Annotated in this window: 16 protein-coding genes and 1 other annotated feature; of the genes, 14 read left to right on the top strand and 2 right to left on the bottom strand. The window is 29.1% G+C overall.

Translation table 11 applies throughout. From position 1 onward, the window contains the following. Positions 1-3 precede the first annotated feature (3 nt). From ACFWUA_RS00445 to ACFWUA_RS00410, 8 genes are all read left to right on the top strand, one after another. Positions 4-1,440, top strand: a complete 1,437-nt coding sequence (locus ACFWUA_RS00445) for a spore germination protein (protein ID WP_416198213.1) — start codon at positions 4-6, stop codon at positions 1,438-1,440. 4 nt (positions 1,441-1,444) lie between these two features. After that, positions 1,445-2,707, top strand: coding sequence for a Ger(x)C family spore germination protein (locus ACFWUA_RS00440; protein WP_416198212.1), 1,263 nt, complete (start codon positions 1,445-1,447; stop codon positions 2,705-2,707). A gap of 2 nt (positions 2,708-2,709) precedes the next feature. Continuing rightward, positions 2,710-3,828: a GerAB/ArcD/ProY family transporter gene (locus ACFWUA_RS00435; RefSeq protein ID WP_416198211.1), complete on the top strand. Its 1,119-nt coding sequence runs from the start codon at positions 2,710-2,712 to the stop codon at positions 3,826-3,828. 154 nt (positions 3,829-3,982) lie between these two features. Further along, positions 3,983-4,990: a D-alanine--D-alanine ligase family protein gene (locus ACFWUA_RS00430; protein WP_416198210.1), complete on the top strand. Its 1,008-nt coding sequence runs from the start codon at positions 3,983-3,985 to the stop codon at positions 4,988-4,990. A 198-nt stretch (positions 4,991-5,188) separates the two neighbouring features. Continuing rightward, the gene (locus ACFWUA_RS00425; RefSeq protein ID WP_416198209.1) at positions 5,189-6,061 is read left to right on the top strand and encodes a GDSL-type esterase/lipase family protein; all 873 of its coding nucleotides are present in this window, start codon (positions 5,189-5,191) and stop codon (positions 6,059-6,061) included. Between the two features lie 22 nt (positions 6,062-6,083). Next, positions 6,084-6,569, top strand: a complete 486-nt coding sequence (locus tag ACFWUA_RS00420) for a DUF4358 domain-containing protein (protein WP_416198208.1) — start codon at positions 6,084-6,086, stop codon at positions 6,567-6,569. Positions 6,570-6,604: 35 nt separating this feature from the next. Next, positions 6,605-8,011, top strand: a complete 1,407-nt coding sequence (locus tag ACFWUA_RS00415) for an MBOAT family O-acyltransferase (protein ID WP_416198207.1) — start codon at positions 6,605-6,607, stop codon at positions 8,009-8,011. Between the two features lie 19 nt (positions 8,012-8,030). Further along, entirely contained in the window at positions 8,031-9,167 is a 1,137-nt protein-coding gene (locus ACFWUA_RS00410; RefSeq protein WP_416198206.1) for a DHHW family protein, read from the top strand. Positions 9,168-9,258: 91 nt separating this feature from the next. Here the strand turns inward: ACFWUA_RS00410 and abc-f are convergent, their stop codons facing one another. Continuing rightward, a complete protein-coding gene (gene abc-f, locus ACFWUA_RS00405; RefSeq protein ID WP_416198205.1) occupies positions 9,259-11,142 on the bottom strand; it encodes a ribosomal protection-like ABC-F family protein in 1,884 nt (627 codons plus the stop codon). A 441-nt stretch (positions 11,143-11,583) separates the two neighbouring features. Here abc-f and ACFWUA_RS00400 point away from each other — a divergent pair, with 441 nt between their 5' ends. From ACFWUA_RS00400 to ACFWUA_RS00390, 3 genes are read left to right on the top strand one after another with little or no spacing between them, the layout of a single operon-like run. After that, the gene (locus ACFWUA_RS00400; RefSeq protein ID WP_416198204.1) at positions 11,584-12,168 is read left to right on the top strand and encodes an ABC transporter ATP-binding protein; all 585 of its coding nucleotides are present in this window, start codon (positions 11,584-11,586) and stop codon (positions 12,166-12,168) included. 15 nt (positions 12,169-12,183) lie between these two features. Beyond that, positions 12,184-12,420 carry a hypothetical protein gene (locus ACFWUA_RS00395; protein WP_416199210.1) on the top strand — a complete coding sequence of 79 codons (237 nt, stop codon included), beginning with the start codon at positions 12,184-12,186 and terminating at the stop codon, positions 12,418-12,420. Continuing rightward, entirely contained in the window at positions 12,344-12,658 is a 315-nt protein-coding gene (locus ACFWUA_RS00390) for an ABC-2 family transporter protein (protein WP_416198203.1), read from the top strand. Before ACFWUA_RS00395 ends, ACFWUA_RS00390 begins: the two co-directional genes overlap by 77 nt. 7 nt (positions 12,659-12,665) lie before the next feature. On the opposite strand, the gene ACFWUA_RS00385 is transcribed toward ACFWUA_RS00390, so the two are convergent. Further along, positions 12,666-13,022 carry a DUF1667 domain-containing protein gene (locus ACFWUA_RS00385; protein ID WP_416198202.1) on the bottom strand — a complete coding sequence of 119 codons (357 nt, stop codon included), beginning with the start codon at positions 13,020-13,022 and terminating at the stop codon, positions 12,666-12,668. A 194-nt stretch (positions 13,023-13,216) separates the two neighbouring features. Between ACFWUA_RS00385 and ACFWUA_RS00380 the strand changes: the two genes are divergently transcribed. From ACFWUA_RS00380 to trpS, 3 genes are all read left to right on the top strand, one after another. After that, positions 13,217-14,239, top strand: a complete 1,023-nt coding sequence (locus tag ACFWUA_RS00380; protein WP_416198201.1) for a threonine aldolase family protein — start codon at positions 13,217-13,219, stop codon at positions 14,237-14,239. 87 nt (positions 14,240-14,326) lie between these two features. Continuing rightward, a complete protein-coding gene (locus ACFWUA_RS00375; RefSeq protein ID WP_416198200.1) occupies positions 14,327-15,064 on the top strand; it encodes a TIGR02206 family membrane protein in 738 nt (245 codons plus the stop codon). 62 nt (positions 15,065-15,126) lie between these two features. Continuing rightward, positions 15,127-15,335, top strand: a binding site (T-box leader). Positions 15,336-15,377: 42 nt separating this feature from the next. Beyond that, positions 15,378-16,373 carry a tryptophan--tRNA ligase gene (gene trpS / locus ACFWUA_RS00370; RefSeq protein WP_416198199.1) on the top strand — a complete coding sequence of 332 codons (996 nt, stop codon included), beginning with the start codon at positions 15,378-15,380 and terminating at the stop codon, positions 16,371-16,373. Positions 16,374-16,537 lie beyond the last annotated feature (164 nt).

Raw genomic sequence — 16,537 nt, 5'->3', positions numbered from 1 at the left:
AGAATGATTTCTAAAAAGATAGAGGAAAATAAAAAGCTTATATTAAATAGTTTTCAAAATAGTAGTGACCTAATTCACTATGAGTTCGAGGCAGGAGACTATACAAAGATACTTATATTTTATATTGAAGGTTTTATTGATAGAAATTTATTAGATAGGGATATTGTAAAACCACTTATACATAACAAGGAGAACAAGGATATAAAAAAGATAATATCTATTTCTAGTTTGAGTGAGGTAGGAGAAATAGATGAAGTAATAAATAAAATTACTGATGGAAATGTAGCTATATTTTTCGATGGAAAGACCACTGCTTATTTAGCAAATTTAAAAAATTGGGAGAAAAGGTCTATACAAGAAGCTCAGGCAGAGGCAGTTGTAAGAGGGCCTAAAGAAGGATTTGTTGAAGATATAAGTTCTAATAGAAATTTACTGCGAAAGAAAATCAAGTCAAATAATTTAGTATTTGAGGATTATACATTAGGGAAACAGACAAATACCAAAGTTTCTATTGCATATATAAATGGAATTGTAAATGAAGATGTTCTAAATGAAGTTAGGAAAAGAATTAATAATATAGGCACAGATGCAATATTAGAATCAGGATATATTGAACAATATATAGAAGATAATAAAGTTTCTATATTATCTACCATAGGGAATACCCAAAAACCTGATGTGGTTGCAGGAAAAATTCTGGAAGGAAGAGTAGCTATATTTTGTGATGGTAGTCCTCATGTTTTGACTGTGCCTAAGTTATTTTTAGAAAACATTCAAACTAGTGAAGACTATTATATCAGACCTCATTTTGCCTCATTTTTGAGATTTATAAGAATGCTTTCTCTTGTTCTAACTATAATATTACCTGGTTTTTATGTAGCTTTACAACTTTTTCATCAAGAAATGATTCCAACTGTTCTTTTAGTAAGTATGGCAGAGTCACGGGAAGGAGTACCTTTTCCTACAGCTATAGAAGCTTTTCTTATGATAATAATGTTGGAACTAATAAAAGAATCGGGAGTTAGACTTCCAAAAGCGGTTGGTTCAGCTGTAAGTATAGTAGGAGCTTTGGTATTAGGGCAGGCGGCAGTACAAGCGAGAATTGTGAGTGCTCCTATGGTTATAGTTGTAGCTGTTACGGCTATCGCAGAATTTACAGTGCCACCTTTGACGGAATTACTTATCTTATATAGATTGATAATACTTTTTTTAGGAGCATTTGCAGGATTGTATGGAGTCACTTGTGGATTAGTTGTGCTAATTGTACATGGATTATCTTTAAAGTCTTTTGGTGTATCTTATGGATATCCTATATCTCCGAGAGATAAAGAAGGGTTGAAAGATTTTATCATTCGTTTTCCATTATGCTCTTTTATATTTAGGCCTAAAGCTATAGAAAAAACAAATATGGTGAGAAATATAAAACCAAGAGAGAAGTGAAAGTATGAAAAAGTATTTTGTATTATTAATTTTAATTATATTTTCAGCACAAATTCTTTCAGGGTGTTGGGGTTCTCAAGAGCTAAATACCCTTGGGATAGTCACGGTAACTGGATTTGACATAGAAAATGATGAAGTAGTAGCTACTTTTGAAGTAATTAAATTAAATCCTTCTTCAGGATCTTCAAATTCAGATGATTCTACCAAGGCAAAATATGTACAAACTAGGGGAAAGACTATATTTGAAGCTGTTAGAAATGAAAACTTAAAATTTGATCGAAGAATTTATTTATCTCACAATCAAATATATATTTTTGGTGAGGAATTTGCAAAAAAAGGATTGACGAATTATATGGATTTTTTACAAAGAGATCATGAATGTAGAGAAACTGCTTATTTATTGGTAAGTAAAGGCGGAAAGGCTTATGAGGTAATGGGATTTTCACCGGGTGCAGAAGATTTACAGGGAATATATATTGGAGATATGATGAAAAATAGCAAATTTACTTCTAAATTAGTAGCTATTAATATATCAGAGTATTTTAGAAATTATTATGATGCTGGGATACAGCCAGTTATTGGAACTGTCGAAAAAAAGGAAAAAAAATATGAAAAGGATATGGAATTGAAAAATAAGGATAAATATGAGCTTTCGGTGGAAGGAGGAGCAGTGTTTAATAGAGAAAAACTTGTTGGATATTTAAATGGAGAAGAAACTAGAGGATATAACTTTGTTAGAGATAAAGTGTATAATGCAATAATAGAATTTCCATCTATTTCAACGGGTACAGACTCAATATCAATTCCTACACCTAAAGTAGGAGGTACAATTAATACCAATAAAGATTCACAAATAAAAGAATATACTGTGGTTGAAATAGCAAAAAGTAAGACAAAGAATGATGTAGAGATACAGGATGGGAAATTAGTACTGAAAACAAATGTTAATGTCAAAGGAACTGTTGGTGAAGAATTAGGTAATATTGAGATATCTCAAGAAAAAGGTGTATATCTAATAGAAGAAGCTTGTTCAAATGAAATAAAAAGACAAATTGAAAAGGTATTTTCGAAAGCACAAAAGGAATATAAAACCGATATATTTGGATATGGAATTTTATTTCATAGGAAATATCCTAAAGAATGGGAGAAAATAAAGGATGATTGGAATGATGTATTTTCGGATGCAGAGTTCAAAGTAAATGTAAAAACAGAAATACTAAGGACTGGCCTTGTAAATACACCTTCTAATAGGATAAGAGGAGAATGATTATGAATGAGTCAGAGAAAGTTTCATCGTACCAAGTCATATTGCTGTTAATAGCATATAGATTAGTGATTGCTTTTTCATTTTTGCCAGCGGCAAATGTTCCACCAGGAAATCAAGATATGTGGATAGTAGTCTTTCTATCAATTCCCTATACCGTATTGTTTTGTTTTCCAATACTTTTTTTATCTAATAGATTTAATAAATATACACTTATTGAGTATATGGGAATAATATTTGGGAAACATTTGGGGAAAATTATAGGACTAATTTATACATTAATATTATTAACTTTTTCTATTTCCAATGTATCTGTGCTTGCAGAAATACTTGATTCAACTATGTTTCCATCTATGCCTACGATTGTTACTGTGATTATTATGGTTATAACTTGTTCTTATATTTCTTACAAAGGATTGGAGCCCATAGCAAGAGGAGCAGAAATATTTGTACCTTTTATACTGATGGTTATATTTATTTTTCCTATATTGGGTATGAAAATTTTAGATTTTAAAGTATTTTTGCCAATACTAAAAGATTCAAGCTTTAAAGAATTAAATAGAGGTGCTATAGAAATTGCACTGAAATTTGGAGATGTACTTATTCTTGCTATGATAGTTCCAAGTCTAGAAAAAAAGGAAAAATTAAATAATATTTTTATGAAAAGTTTATTTTATGGTGTATTTATGTCCAATTTTGTACTTGTCATAAGTCAAGCTGCTTTGGGAATAGAGCAAACCAAACATTCTAACTTCCCTTTTTTTGCATTTGCACGATTAATAAATGTATTTGATTTTATACAGAGAATAGAGTCAATTTATGTAATTTCATGGATTACTGCAAATATTGGGAAAATAAGTGGATACCTATATTTTTCAACAGTATCATTAGCACAAGTATTAAATAAAAAGGATAATAAAAAATATATAATTCCCATGGCAATAATAGTATTTATTTTATCTACATTATATAAAGATAGAAATTCAGTAGTGGGGATAAAAAACCCATTTCAAAAAATTCTTTTAATGATTACAATGATTTCAGTTATTGTTATACCTTCTATCGCACTTCTTGTTTATTTTATTAGAAGAAAGAAGATAAAAGAAGTAAATATAGATGATTGATTTCTTTATTGTATATAGTTTAACTTGGAAATCACATATTGTTTTTGATAAATAAACAAAATAGTTATATAATATATATAAGCTTACAATCAGGAAATAAAGCTACTTTAAATTTAAAATATATTTAAAATTAAAGAAAAAGGGGATGATATAAATGAAAGTAGCTATTGTTACTGATAAGCCAAGAGCAAAATATTTGCCTACAGAAGAAGGATTGTTAGAGGATAGGCAAAAGAGAGAAACTGTAGCAGAATTGAAACAAGTGCTTTCTAAAAAATATGAGTGTATTGATTTAGTTCTAGATGACAATATAGTTAGTAAACTGCGAAGAGAAAAAGTTGATTTGGTATTTAATTTATGTAATGGCATTCGAGGAGAGTCAAGAATTTCACAACTTCCTGCTATATTAGAATATGCAGGAATTCCTTATACAAGCTCGTCACCACTAGGTCATGCGTTGGCCTACAACAAAATTTATTCATGCAAAATATTTAAACAATCCAATATTCCTACACCTGATTTTACTTATGTATATGATATAAAAGAACTTAAAAATATGAATATTGAATTTCCTATTTTGGTGAAACCTAAGGACGAAGGTTCAAGTAGAGGCATAGATGAAGGAAGTTTAGTATTTGATATGAATTCTTTAAAGTCTAAAGTTCAAAAAGAGCTAAGAGTTTATAATCCTCCTATAATGCTTACAGAATATATAGAAGGAAGAGAATTTACAGTGGGAGTTGTAGGAAATGGGAAAGATATTTCTGTTCTTCCTATTTTAGAGATAGACTTTTCGAAAATACCTGATCATTTAAGTAAATTTTATAGTTTTGAAGTTAAGTCTCATTATGGAGATAAGACTATCTATCACGTTCCAGCAAGATTAGATAAAGATACAAAAGATCTCATAGAGAGAACAGCTATTAAGGCTTATAATTCTTTGGGGATGAGAGACTATGCAAGAATTGATTTTAGATTAAAAGATGGAGTTCCCTATGTTCTTGAAATAAATTCATTGCCAGGACTAAAGAGGGGACATAGTGATATTTGCAAGATGGCAGAAGCATGTGAATTAGGATATGATGGATTAATAATGAAAATTGTTGATAGTGCTATAGAAAGATACTTATCTCAGGATGAACTAGAAGATAAAAGTGTATAGTTATTTAATAGAACAAATCCTTGTGATATCACAAGGATTTATTCTATTTTTGTGTATATTATATATAATTATAAATACCATATATAGACAAGATTAGTTATAATTGATTTTATTTGATACTGTATTGTAACTTTTTATATATGAATATATATTATAATAATATATGTCAGTTTTTTATGTGCAGAGTGGAGGAATATTATGGCAAAGAGGAGAAGAAAAAAAAGAAAAATAATCATAGCAAATAAGAAGAGATTTACATTATCTATGATTGTGATTGTTGGCATTGTGTTTGTTTTAAGCAAATCAATAAAAGCAATACAACATAAAGATAAGAAGGAAACTATTATTATAGAAAAAAACAATATAGCTTGTTCTGCACCAAAATCCATAGAAGACATACCCGAACTTTCAGAAAAAGATACTGTGGAGGAACAAAAATTAAGTGGTAAAGAAGAAAAAGTACAAGCAGAAGAAAATAGTGATGTAGAGCTTAACAATGATGAAAAAGTTGATCCTACAGAAATAGATGATAAAAACAAAAATTATAGTGAGATTTTTAAAGATGACCTCTTTGTAGGGGATTCAATTACTGATAGTTTATCTTTCTATGAAATACTTGAAGAAAAAAATGTTATTGCAAAATTGGGACTTACAGTAGTTCAAGGAGAAAAAGAAATAAACAATATTAAAAAAGCAAATCCTTCCAATATATATTTGCTATTTGGGATGAATGATGTATTGATGGGAATAGATGGTCAAAAATTTGCAAAAAATTATGCTGAATTTGTACACAAAATTCAAGATGAATTACCTGATGCAAATATTTATGTTCAATCTGTCATACCAGTTTCTCCAAATGTTAAACAAAAAAAGCCTTTGCTCAACAATGTTAATATAGATAAATTCAATGAAGCCCTAATGCAAATGTGCAAAGATGAAAATATCAATTATATAGATTTGAGGCCAATATTGGAAAATGAAAGTGAACTATATGAGCCCGATGGAATACATTTAAAATACAAGTTTTATAAATTATGGCTAAATTATCTTATAGATAATACTAAGAAATAAAATATTAGGAGGACTGATGAAAATGAAAAACTTAAACAAAGGTATTTTAGCTACAACAGGTATTATAATTATTATTTTTATATTATTGACAGGGTGTTCTTCAGATAATAAAGCAGAAAAAGAGCCTTCTATTGATGAGATTGAGAAAAATATTAGTGAAGCTGTAGACTTATCTAATATGAAGAAAGTAGACGGCGATAAATTGGAAAAGCTATATGATATTCATAGTGATGAGTTGGAAGGTTTTCTACTATATACTGCAGATACTAATATAAAAGCAGATGAGATGTTGATATTGAAGGTATCAGATGAAAAAGATATAAGTGATATACAAGACAAAATTTCAAATAGAATAGAAGAACAATCAAATAGTTTTAAAGACTATCTACCAGATGAATATTATCTAATAGAAAAACATGTATTAAAATCAAATGGACAGTATATTTTGTTTGTTATATCAGAAGATGCAGAAAAAATAGAGTCTATATTTGATGAGTCTTTTAAATAAAATTATGGTTGCTTTTACGAGGTGGTGGACAAGACGTGGTTTTTAGTAGTTTAATATTTTTATTTGTATTTTTACCTATAACTTTACTTGTATATTATATATGTCCTAGACCCATAAGAAACCTTGTTCTTTTTATAGCAAGTTTGATATTTTATGCTTGGGGAGAGCCTATATATATACTTATAATGCTGTTTTCTACTTTTTTTGATTATTTTAATGGACTGTTTATAGATAAGTATAGAGATAATAAAAAAATTACAAAGTTAGTTTTAATAAATTCTTTAGTCATTAATTTAGGAATACTTTGTTTCTTCAAGTATTATGGATTCATAATTACAAATATAAATAATTTTTTTAGTTTGAATCTAAAAACATTAGATTTGCCCCTTCCACTAGGGATATCTTTTTATACATTTCAAACACTATCATATACTATAGATGTATATTTAGACAAAGTTCCTGTTCAAAAAAATATTATTTCTTTTGGCACATATGTGACTATGTTTCCACAACTTGTAGCAGGCCCCATAGTTAGATATAGTGATGTAGCGTGGGAGATTGACAATAGAAAAGAAAGTTTGGAATTGTTTGGAGAAGGAGCAGAGCTATTTGTTATAGGATTATCTAAAAAAGTTCTTTTGGCCAATAGTATAGGAGTACTTTGGAAAAGTGTAAAAGCAATTCCCGTAGAGAATATTTCAATTCTATCTGCATGGCTTGGTATAATAGCTTTTACATTTCAAATATATTTTGATTTTAGTGGTTATTCGGATATGGCTATAGGATTAGGAAAAATGTTTGGATTTAATTTCATGAAGAATTTTGACTATCCTTATATATCTAAAAGTGTGACGGAATTTTGGAGAAGATGGCATATTTCTCTTGGCACTTGGTTTAAAGAATATGTATATATTCCTCTTGGTGGAAATAGATTAGGCCGATTAAAGCAGTATAGAAATCTCTTTATAGTATGGTTTCTAACAGGTTTATGGCACGGTGCAAACTGGAACTTTATATTGTGGGGATTGTATTATTTTGTATTTTTAGTTATTGAAAAGACTTATTTAAATAAGTGGTTAAAAGATAAGCCAGAGTTTATTAGCCACATATATACACTTTTAGTAGTGATAATAGGATGGGTATTTTTTGAATTTGAAAATATAAGTGAGGGTGCGAAATTCATCAAAACTATGTTTGGAATTGGAGGAAATCCTGTTTATGATGGGACAGCCCTTTATTATTTATATACAAATGCAATACTCTTTGTTGTTCTCACAGTTTGTTCTACACCGGTGCTTAAAAATAGAGTACACAAATTAAAAGAAGACATAAACACGAAAGATTCTATAGCTTATTCATTAATAATTCTAGTACTTTTGTTTTTATGTACAGCATATTTAGTAAATGAAAGTTATAACCCATTTTTATATTTTAGATTTTAGTATGAAAAGAGGTTTTATTTTGAAAAAAAATAGGGATTTATATAAATATATGATAGGAGGAACTTTAATTATATTCATTAGTTTTATGGCTCTTATCGGTTTTTTTGCTCCTGAAAAAAGTTTTTCTGAAATGGAAAATAGAAGGCTTCAGAAGAAACCTGAATTTTCAATGAAAAAGCTTTTTGAAGGAAATTATACATCTAGCTATGAAAAATATGTTTCTGATCAATTCCCTTTTAGAAACTTTTTTATAGGAGTTAAATCAGATTGTGAAAGGATAGCAGGAAAAATAGAAAACAATGAAGTATATCTTGGCAAGGATGGGTACTTGTTTGAAAAATTTAAGACACCTCAAAGAAAAGAATTTGAAAAAAAGATTGATGCAATTAATTCTTTTGCTGTTTCTAATCCCAATGTGGATAAATACTTTATGTTGGTTCCAAATTCAGTGAAAATATTAGAGGATAAACTTCCAAAGTTTGCACCAGTAGATGATGAACTTGAACTTATAAGAAGTGTACAAAAATCTCTTGATAAGGATATAGATTTTGTAGATGTATATGATACATTACTTTCTAAAAATCATGAATATATTTATTATAAAACTGACCATCATTGGACTACTAAAGGGGCTTTTTATGCTTATGAAAAATTTTGTGAGAATGTAGGTATTACCCCTCATAATGAAGGATATTTTGATATAAATGAAGTAACTTGTGATTTTTATGGTTCCCTATATTCCAAAAGTGGATTTAGACGATTAAGTCCTGATAGTATTCAATTGTATATACCTAAAACAAAGAAAGAATTAGAAGTGGAATATTTTGATGAAGGAAAAATTGGGGATACTTTATATGATTTTAATAGTTTAAATAAAAAAGATAAATATACTATTTTTTTAGGAGGCAATCATCCACTTATAAAGATAAGTTCCAATGTAAATGAAAAAAAGCTATTGATTGTGAAAGATTCTTATGCCAACAGTTTAATTCCTTTTTTGACTGATCATTTTGGGCAGATATATGTAGTGGACCTTAGATACTTTGATGAAGATTTGAGTAGTTTAATAGAAAAAGAAAATATTGGAGATGTACTCATACTTTTCAATGTGAAAACTTTCTTTGAAGATGATTCAATAAGAAAAATTTCTTGGTAAGAATATGAGTTTATTTAGTAAATACAAAAAATACTATATCTTGTGATATAGTATTTTTTGTATTTAAAGAAGGAATATGAGGTACAGTGTATTATTTTTGAAACTCTTCCCATATAAGAAATGCTTTTTCAAACTCATTTTCAAGTTTTTCCTTTTCCTTGTAGAGTTCGTACAATTGTTCTGCATCTGCATTATTTAAAATCATTTGTTCTTGTAAAAAGTTTAATTTTTCTTCTAACGATTCTAATTCTTTTTCTGCTTTTGCCAAATTATATTCATTAGATGGTTTTTTCGGAGTTTTCTTTTGAACTGCTTTAGGTATTTTAACTTCTTTTTTAACAGGTTTATCTAGTACTTCTTTTTGCTTTTCTTCTAAATAATCCTCATAAGGCATAGGATATAGTTTTCCTTTACAGTTTTCTATCAACATAATTTTGTTAGCTATTTTTTGTATGAAATATCGGTCATGAGAAACAAATAATATTGTTCCTGTAAAATGAAGCAATGTTTCTTCTAATATTTCTCGTGAATCAATATCTAAATGATTAGTTGGCTCATCTAAAATCATGAAATTAACATTTTCATAAATTAAGGAACACAATTTAAGACGACTTTTCTCTCCACCTGATAAATTGCTGATTTTTTTATACACATCATCTTTAATAAATAGCATTTTTGCTAATTCAGACCTTGCTTCTTTTTCAGTGACAGTATGCATATCTGTAAAATATTCTAATAGAGTCATTTTCTCATTTTCAAAGGTAACATTTTGAGGTAAATATCCTATCTTAATACTTGCTCCCAATGAAACAATTCCCTTATCGGGCTTAAGTTCTCCTAAAATCAATTTCAGTAAAGTTGTTTTTCCACTGCCGTTTTTCCCAATTATACACACATGGTCTTGATAAAATACTGTGAAGGATAAATCTGTAAACAATTTTTTCTCTCCAAAAGATTTATTTAATTCATCAACTTTAAGAACAATTTTGCCTGAACGGCTAGTATCTTTAGGAGATAATCTAATTTTTCGATTTTCTAAAATAGGTCGTTCTAATACTTCTACTTTTTCTAAACGTTTTTCAAGTTCTTTGGCACGTTTGTACATTTTTTCGCTATCTCTCATATCTCCCCATATACGATAACGTTGAATTTGACTTTCCATTTTTTCTATTTTCTTTTGATTATTTTCATAGGCGGTATATTCTAATAGAAATCGTCTTTCCTTCTCTATTACATAATAACTATAATTTCCATCGTATACAGATGTACTTTTAGGAGTCAATTCTACAATCTTTTTTACTACTCTATCTAAAAAATGACGATCATGTGATATTACCAAAACAGTACCCTTATAATCTTGCAAAAAGTTTTCTAACCACTCTATAGAATCAATATCTAAATGATTAGTTGGCTCATCTAACAAAAGAATGTCAGGCTGTTCTAACAAGAGCTTCCCCAGCATAACTCTGGTTTTTTCGCCACCACTTAACTGTTCAAAGTTCATGTCTCTATAATTATCTTCTATCTTTAAACCTTGACATACTTTATTGATATTTGTTTCAATTTCATATCCCCCTTGTAATTCGTATTTTTCCATAAGAGATCCATAATTTTTTATAGCTGTATTTAAAGCTTTTCCATCTAATGTTTTCATCTGATTTTCTACAAATTTCATTTCTCTTTTTATATCCTTAATATTTTGAAAGGCTTCTTCAAGTACATCAATAACAGTAGAATTTGGTTCACAATTAAAAATTTGATCCAAATAACCAACTTTTACTCCCTTTCTAAAACTAATATTACCTTCTTGATAATTTTCCATACCCATCAAAATTTTCATTAGAGTGGTTTTTCCACATCCGTTTTGACCAATCAATCCTATTCGTTCGTTGGTTTTCAATTCAATAGATATATTTTCGAATATTTTATTAGCACCATAGTACTTAGTTATATTATTTACACTACAATCAATCATAATTTTCGTCCTCTCCTATTATTTAATTAACGGCGTTGCAAACGTCCCATGCCCACCCATTATCATAAAAGCATACAAAAAAACCCAAAGCCATAATTAGCTTTAGGTTTTTATACAGATTGAAATATATATCTATGATGAAAAAATCTTTACAATATAACCTGTTTATACCTCAATACTAATATGGTATTGCAACAATTTGAATCTATTTTTGGACGCACCTCTCCCGTAGATAGTTGGTATTGCGTTTTTAATTGATTCAAATTTAGTCCATCTTAGTATTGTACTCATTTTATAAATCTCTCCATAATTAGATATTTAACCTCATTATATTGAATATAGCTTATTTAGTCAAGAGCTTTATAACCTATTGACTTATATATTAAATTTTGATAATATTTTGCATACGACTTAAAGAACAGCTTGGGAGGAGGGATTCATATGCACATTGTGGCCGAAGATTTGTGCAAATCTTTCAAGGTATCAAAAAGAAGTCCTGGTATAGCTAATGCCTTCAAAAATGTTTTCCATAGGGAATATGAAACTATCAATGCTTTGGATAAGGTATCTTTTGAAATTGAAGAAGGAGAGCTAGTAGGTTATATAGGACCAAATGGAGCAGGAAAATCCACGACAGTTAAGATACTAAGTGGAATACTTACTCCAGATTCGGGAAATTGTCAAGTGCTAGGTAAGGTTCCATGGAAAGAAAGGGTGCAGTATGTAGGAAACATTGGAGTAGTCTTTGGTCAGAGGACTCAATTGTGGTGGGATTTACCTGTTATAGATTCTTTTGAACTGTTAAGAGATATATACAGAGTTCCTCAAAATGACTATGAGAAAACAAAAGATGAACTTATAGAACGGTTGAATCTGGGAAATTTTATAAATACTCCTGTTAGACAATTGAGTCTTGGACAAAAGATGAGATCTGAATTGGCAGCATCATTACTCCATTCCCCACCGATATTGTTTTTAGATGAACCTACCATTGGACTAGATGCAGTATCTAAATTAGCTGTTTGACAATTTATAAAAGAGTTGAATCAAGAAAAAAAGACCACGGTTATACTTACTACCCATGATATGGACGATATTGAAGCACTGTGTAGTAGAGTCATTGTCATTGGGAAAGGACAAATTTTATCTGATGGTTCTCTTGATCAATTGAGAAGTATGGTATCAAAGGAGCGAAGACTTATTGTTGAATTGGAAAATCAAGATTTTGACATTACAGAGTTTAGAAATTGTCAACTCTTTTACATATGGAGGAGTTGAAACCGCCCAATATCCATTATCTATATATAAATCTTGGTTTAGAAAAATATTTATATTTATAATTCCTCTTGGGTGTATAAACTATTTTCCCGCTATGGCAATACTCGAGAAATCAGATTCCTTAAAATCACCAATATGGTTTCAATGGATTTCTCCTATGGCTGGAGTAATATTTTTCTTAATTAGTCTTAAAATATGGAAGTTTGGAGTAAAACATTATAAATCAACAGGGAGTTAGTAGCTGATTATGCTTTTCTTGCAGCTACAACATCTATTCCTAATCCCAAAATATTTTTAATTATTATATCGCCTTTTTTAATGGGAGCAGTGACTTCTGTTGAATTTATAATTTTCATGCATTCATCTATCTTATCTCTTGGAACAATTCCAGTAGTTTTAACAGGAAGACGATTTAAAACTCCGTCTTTGAGAATGACTCTTCCAGTTAAAATTCTTGATGGTTCTGTTACTTCTTTTATGCCAAATTCTCTACCACTATTGCAGTTGTTTCCCTCAACGGTGTATCCAGCAGAACTAGACTCATTTTTAGTTATGATAAGCTCACAGCCTATAGGGCAAGCTTTGCATTTCACTTTATACATAAAAACACCTCTATTAAATGATTAGTTAATTTAATTAAATTATATTATATCATATTAAATATAGCTAAATAAATCTTTTACTTATTATAATATTCAATGTGAATTTGGATAATAAATAGTATAATTTATATATAAATATTTCATTTTTAAATAATAGAGAAATATGAAAAACAACTTGTACAGGAGGGAAAAATATGAAAATGTTTTTAAGTGATAACAATTCAGGAGTTCATCCTAAAATTTTAGAGGCAGTATACAGATGCAATAGTGAACATGAACCATCCTATGGTGATGATAAATATACTAAAAGAGCTATAGAATTATTTAGAGAAGTTTTTCATAGTGATGTAGATGTTTATTTTGTAACTACAGGAACAGCTGCCAATATTGTTGGATTGAGTGGATTGTTAAGACCTTTTGAAGGAGTAGTGGCTCCAGATACCGCTCATATAAATGTAGATGAATGTGGCGCATTAGAAAGGTTTGGAGGAACGAAGATTCTTTATGTGCCAAACAAAGATGGGAAAATATGCACTAATGATATAAAAGAATTTTTAAAATCTGTAGGAGATGAACATCAGGTACAACCAAAAGTTATATCTATTTCTCAAATAACAGAAACAGGTACAGTATATACTATTGAAGAAATAAAAGAATTGGCTGATTTTGCTCATGAAAATAATATGCTATTACATATGGACGGAGCTAGAATTGCCAATGGAGTAGTTGCTTTAAATTCAAGTTTCAAAGAGATGATAACAGATACAGGAGTAGATTTATTGTCTTTTGGAGGGACGAAAAATGGAATGATGATAGGAGAGGCTATAGTTTCTTTTAATAAAGATATTAGCAAGAACTTTAAATATATAAGAAAACAAGGGATGCAATTAGTTTCTAAAATGCGTTTTATATCTGCACAATTTATACCTTATTTGGAAGATGAAATATGGAAAGAAAATGCAACTAAATCAAATGGTATGGCTCAATATTTAAAAGAAGAACTTTTAAAACTTCCAAATATAAATGTGATAAATGAAGGTCTTGGAAATATGCTCTTTGTTCAAATTCCAAAGACATGGAATGGATCATTGCAAGAAAAATTCCCTGTATATGTAGTAGATGAAAAGGAAAATATCATAAGATTAGTAACTTCTTTTGATACAGAAAAACAAGATATAGATAAATTCATTGATTTTGTTAGAAATAAATTTTGTTAATACTATGGAACAACAATTAAATTTTTGATAAAATAAATTGTTAAAAATCAAATCAAAAAACAAAGTTATTAGACAGGAGATGTAGCAATGAATTATTTAATATATTTGCTTTTTAGTTCAAAAAATCCAGGGATATCTTATTTTTCAATAGAGCATATATTTATAATGTCAGCAGTAGGACTATTAATTGGCTTAATGATTTATTTTAAAGAAAATTTAAGAAGCAATGCAAGTTTTAAAAAGTTTGGAAAAATATTTTTGCTAATGATATTATTTTTTCAGCAAATTCTATTATACTCATGGTATATATTTACTGATAATTTTACATTAAAAGAATCTTTGCCATTGTATCCATGTAGAATAAGTGAATTGTTATGTATTGTTTTGTTGCTTAGAATGAGTGAAAAATATTTTCATCTATTATTTTATTGGGGTTCTTCAGGTGCTATCATGGCTTTATTGAATCCTGATACTCTAAATTTAGGTTTTCCCAATGCAATGTTTATTCAGTTTTTTTTAGGTCACATTGGAATCATATTGACCATTGTATTTTTAGGGATAATATATGATTATACTCCTACAAGAAAGTCTTTATTTACTAGCTATAAGATTAGTTTTGTTTATATTTTATTTATAGTAGTATTGAATAAAATTACAGGAGGTAATTATGCATATTTAGCAATTAAACCTGAAAACTCGTTTTTTGCTAAATTGCCAGAATATCCATATTTCATTCCTATTTTTGTAGGATTTATGTTTTTGATATTTGCAGGAATGAATTATTTATGGACAGTAGCCATGAGGGGAAATTCTAGGATTGCTTAAATAAATTTTAATAAATTGTTTACTTTTTAAAAATATAGTGTATAATGTATAGCAATGAAATATTAAAATCAATGAACAAGAGTAGTAGATATAGAAAAGGTCTATAGAGAGCTGAGAAAGGTGGAAACTTGGCGATACTCTTATATCGAATGGACTTGGGAGAGAAAATCTGAAATTTAAGTAGGATTTTACGGCTTGTCACCGTTAAAGATTTAAGTGAGCTTTTAGCTAACAAGAGTGGTACCACGGAAACTAACCTTTCGTCTCTATTTTTGAGATGAAAGGTTTTATTTTTATATAGGGAGGGTTTTTTATGGAAGAAAGAAAGGTAGTATTTAGTGGAGTTCAACCATCGGGAGCATTGACTATTGGAAATTATATAGGAGCCATAAGAAATTGGATTGATCTTCAAGATGAATATGAATGTTTTTATTGTATAGTGGATCTTCATGCAATTACAGTTCCCCAAGAACCAAAAGAGTTGAGAAAAAACACATTGAATCTATTGGCATTATATTTGGCTAGTGGACTTGATCCAGAAAAATCTACTATATTTATTCAATCCCACGTAAGTGCTCATGCTGAACTGACTTGGGTACTTAATAGTATTTCTTATATGGGACAATTAAGTAGAATGACTCAATTTAAAGAAAAATCACAAAGAAGTGAAGCCAATTTAAATGCAGCTTTATTTACTTATCCTGTACTTATGGCTTCCGATATACTTCTTTATCAAACGGATTTAGTTCCTGTAGGAGAAGATCAAAAGCAACATCTTGAACTTGCAAGGGATTTAGGAGAAAGGTTCAACAACAGATATAGTGAAACCTTTAAGATACCAGAGCCATTGATAAAAAAAGTTGGAGCAAAAATTATGAGTCTTCAAAATCCAGAGAGCAAAATGTCAAAATCTGATGCAGATGAAAATGGCTATATACTTCTATTGGATAAACCAGATGCCATTAGAAGAAAGATAAAAAGAGCTGTTACAGATTCCATAGGAGAAGTGAAATATAGAGATGAGCAACCAGGAATTAAGAACCTTATGAATATATATTCTATTTTTAGTGGAGAATCCATTGAGAATATTGAAGCAAAGTATGAGGGAGAAGGCTATGGAAAATTCAAAGAAGATTTAGCCGAAGTAGTAATAGAAGGCCTTAGACCAATGCAGGAAAAATATGATTATTATATGAAAAATAAAGATTATTTAGAAGAAGTATATAAAAATGGTGCAGAAAAGGCAGAAAGAGTTGCAAGAAAGACTTTGAGAAAAGTATATAAAAAGGTTGGTTTTATACCTAGATAAAAAATCAGATGGAGGAATAGCCCTCCATCTGATTTTTTAATATACTAGGCGTTCAGACATAAAAACTGGACAGTTAGGCTCAAAAAATGACCACTTAGGAATTTTAGGAGGATTTTTAATATATATGAAGAATTGAATAAATGTTAAGTAATAGGTTCAATTTA

This window comes from Sporanaerobacter sp. (assembly GCF_047830725.1).
GTDB lineage: Bacteria > Bacillota > Clostridia > Tissierellales > Sporanaerobacteraceae > Sporanaerobacter.
This window is presented reverse-complemented; position numbering and strand designations above follow the sequence as displayed.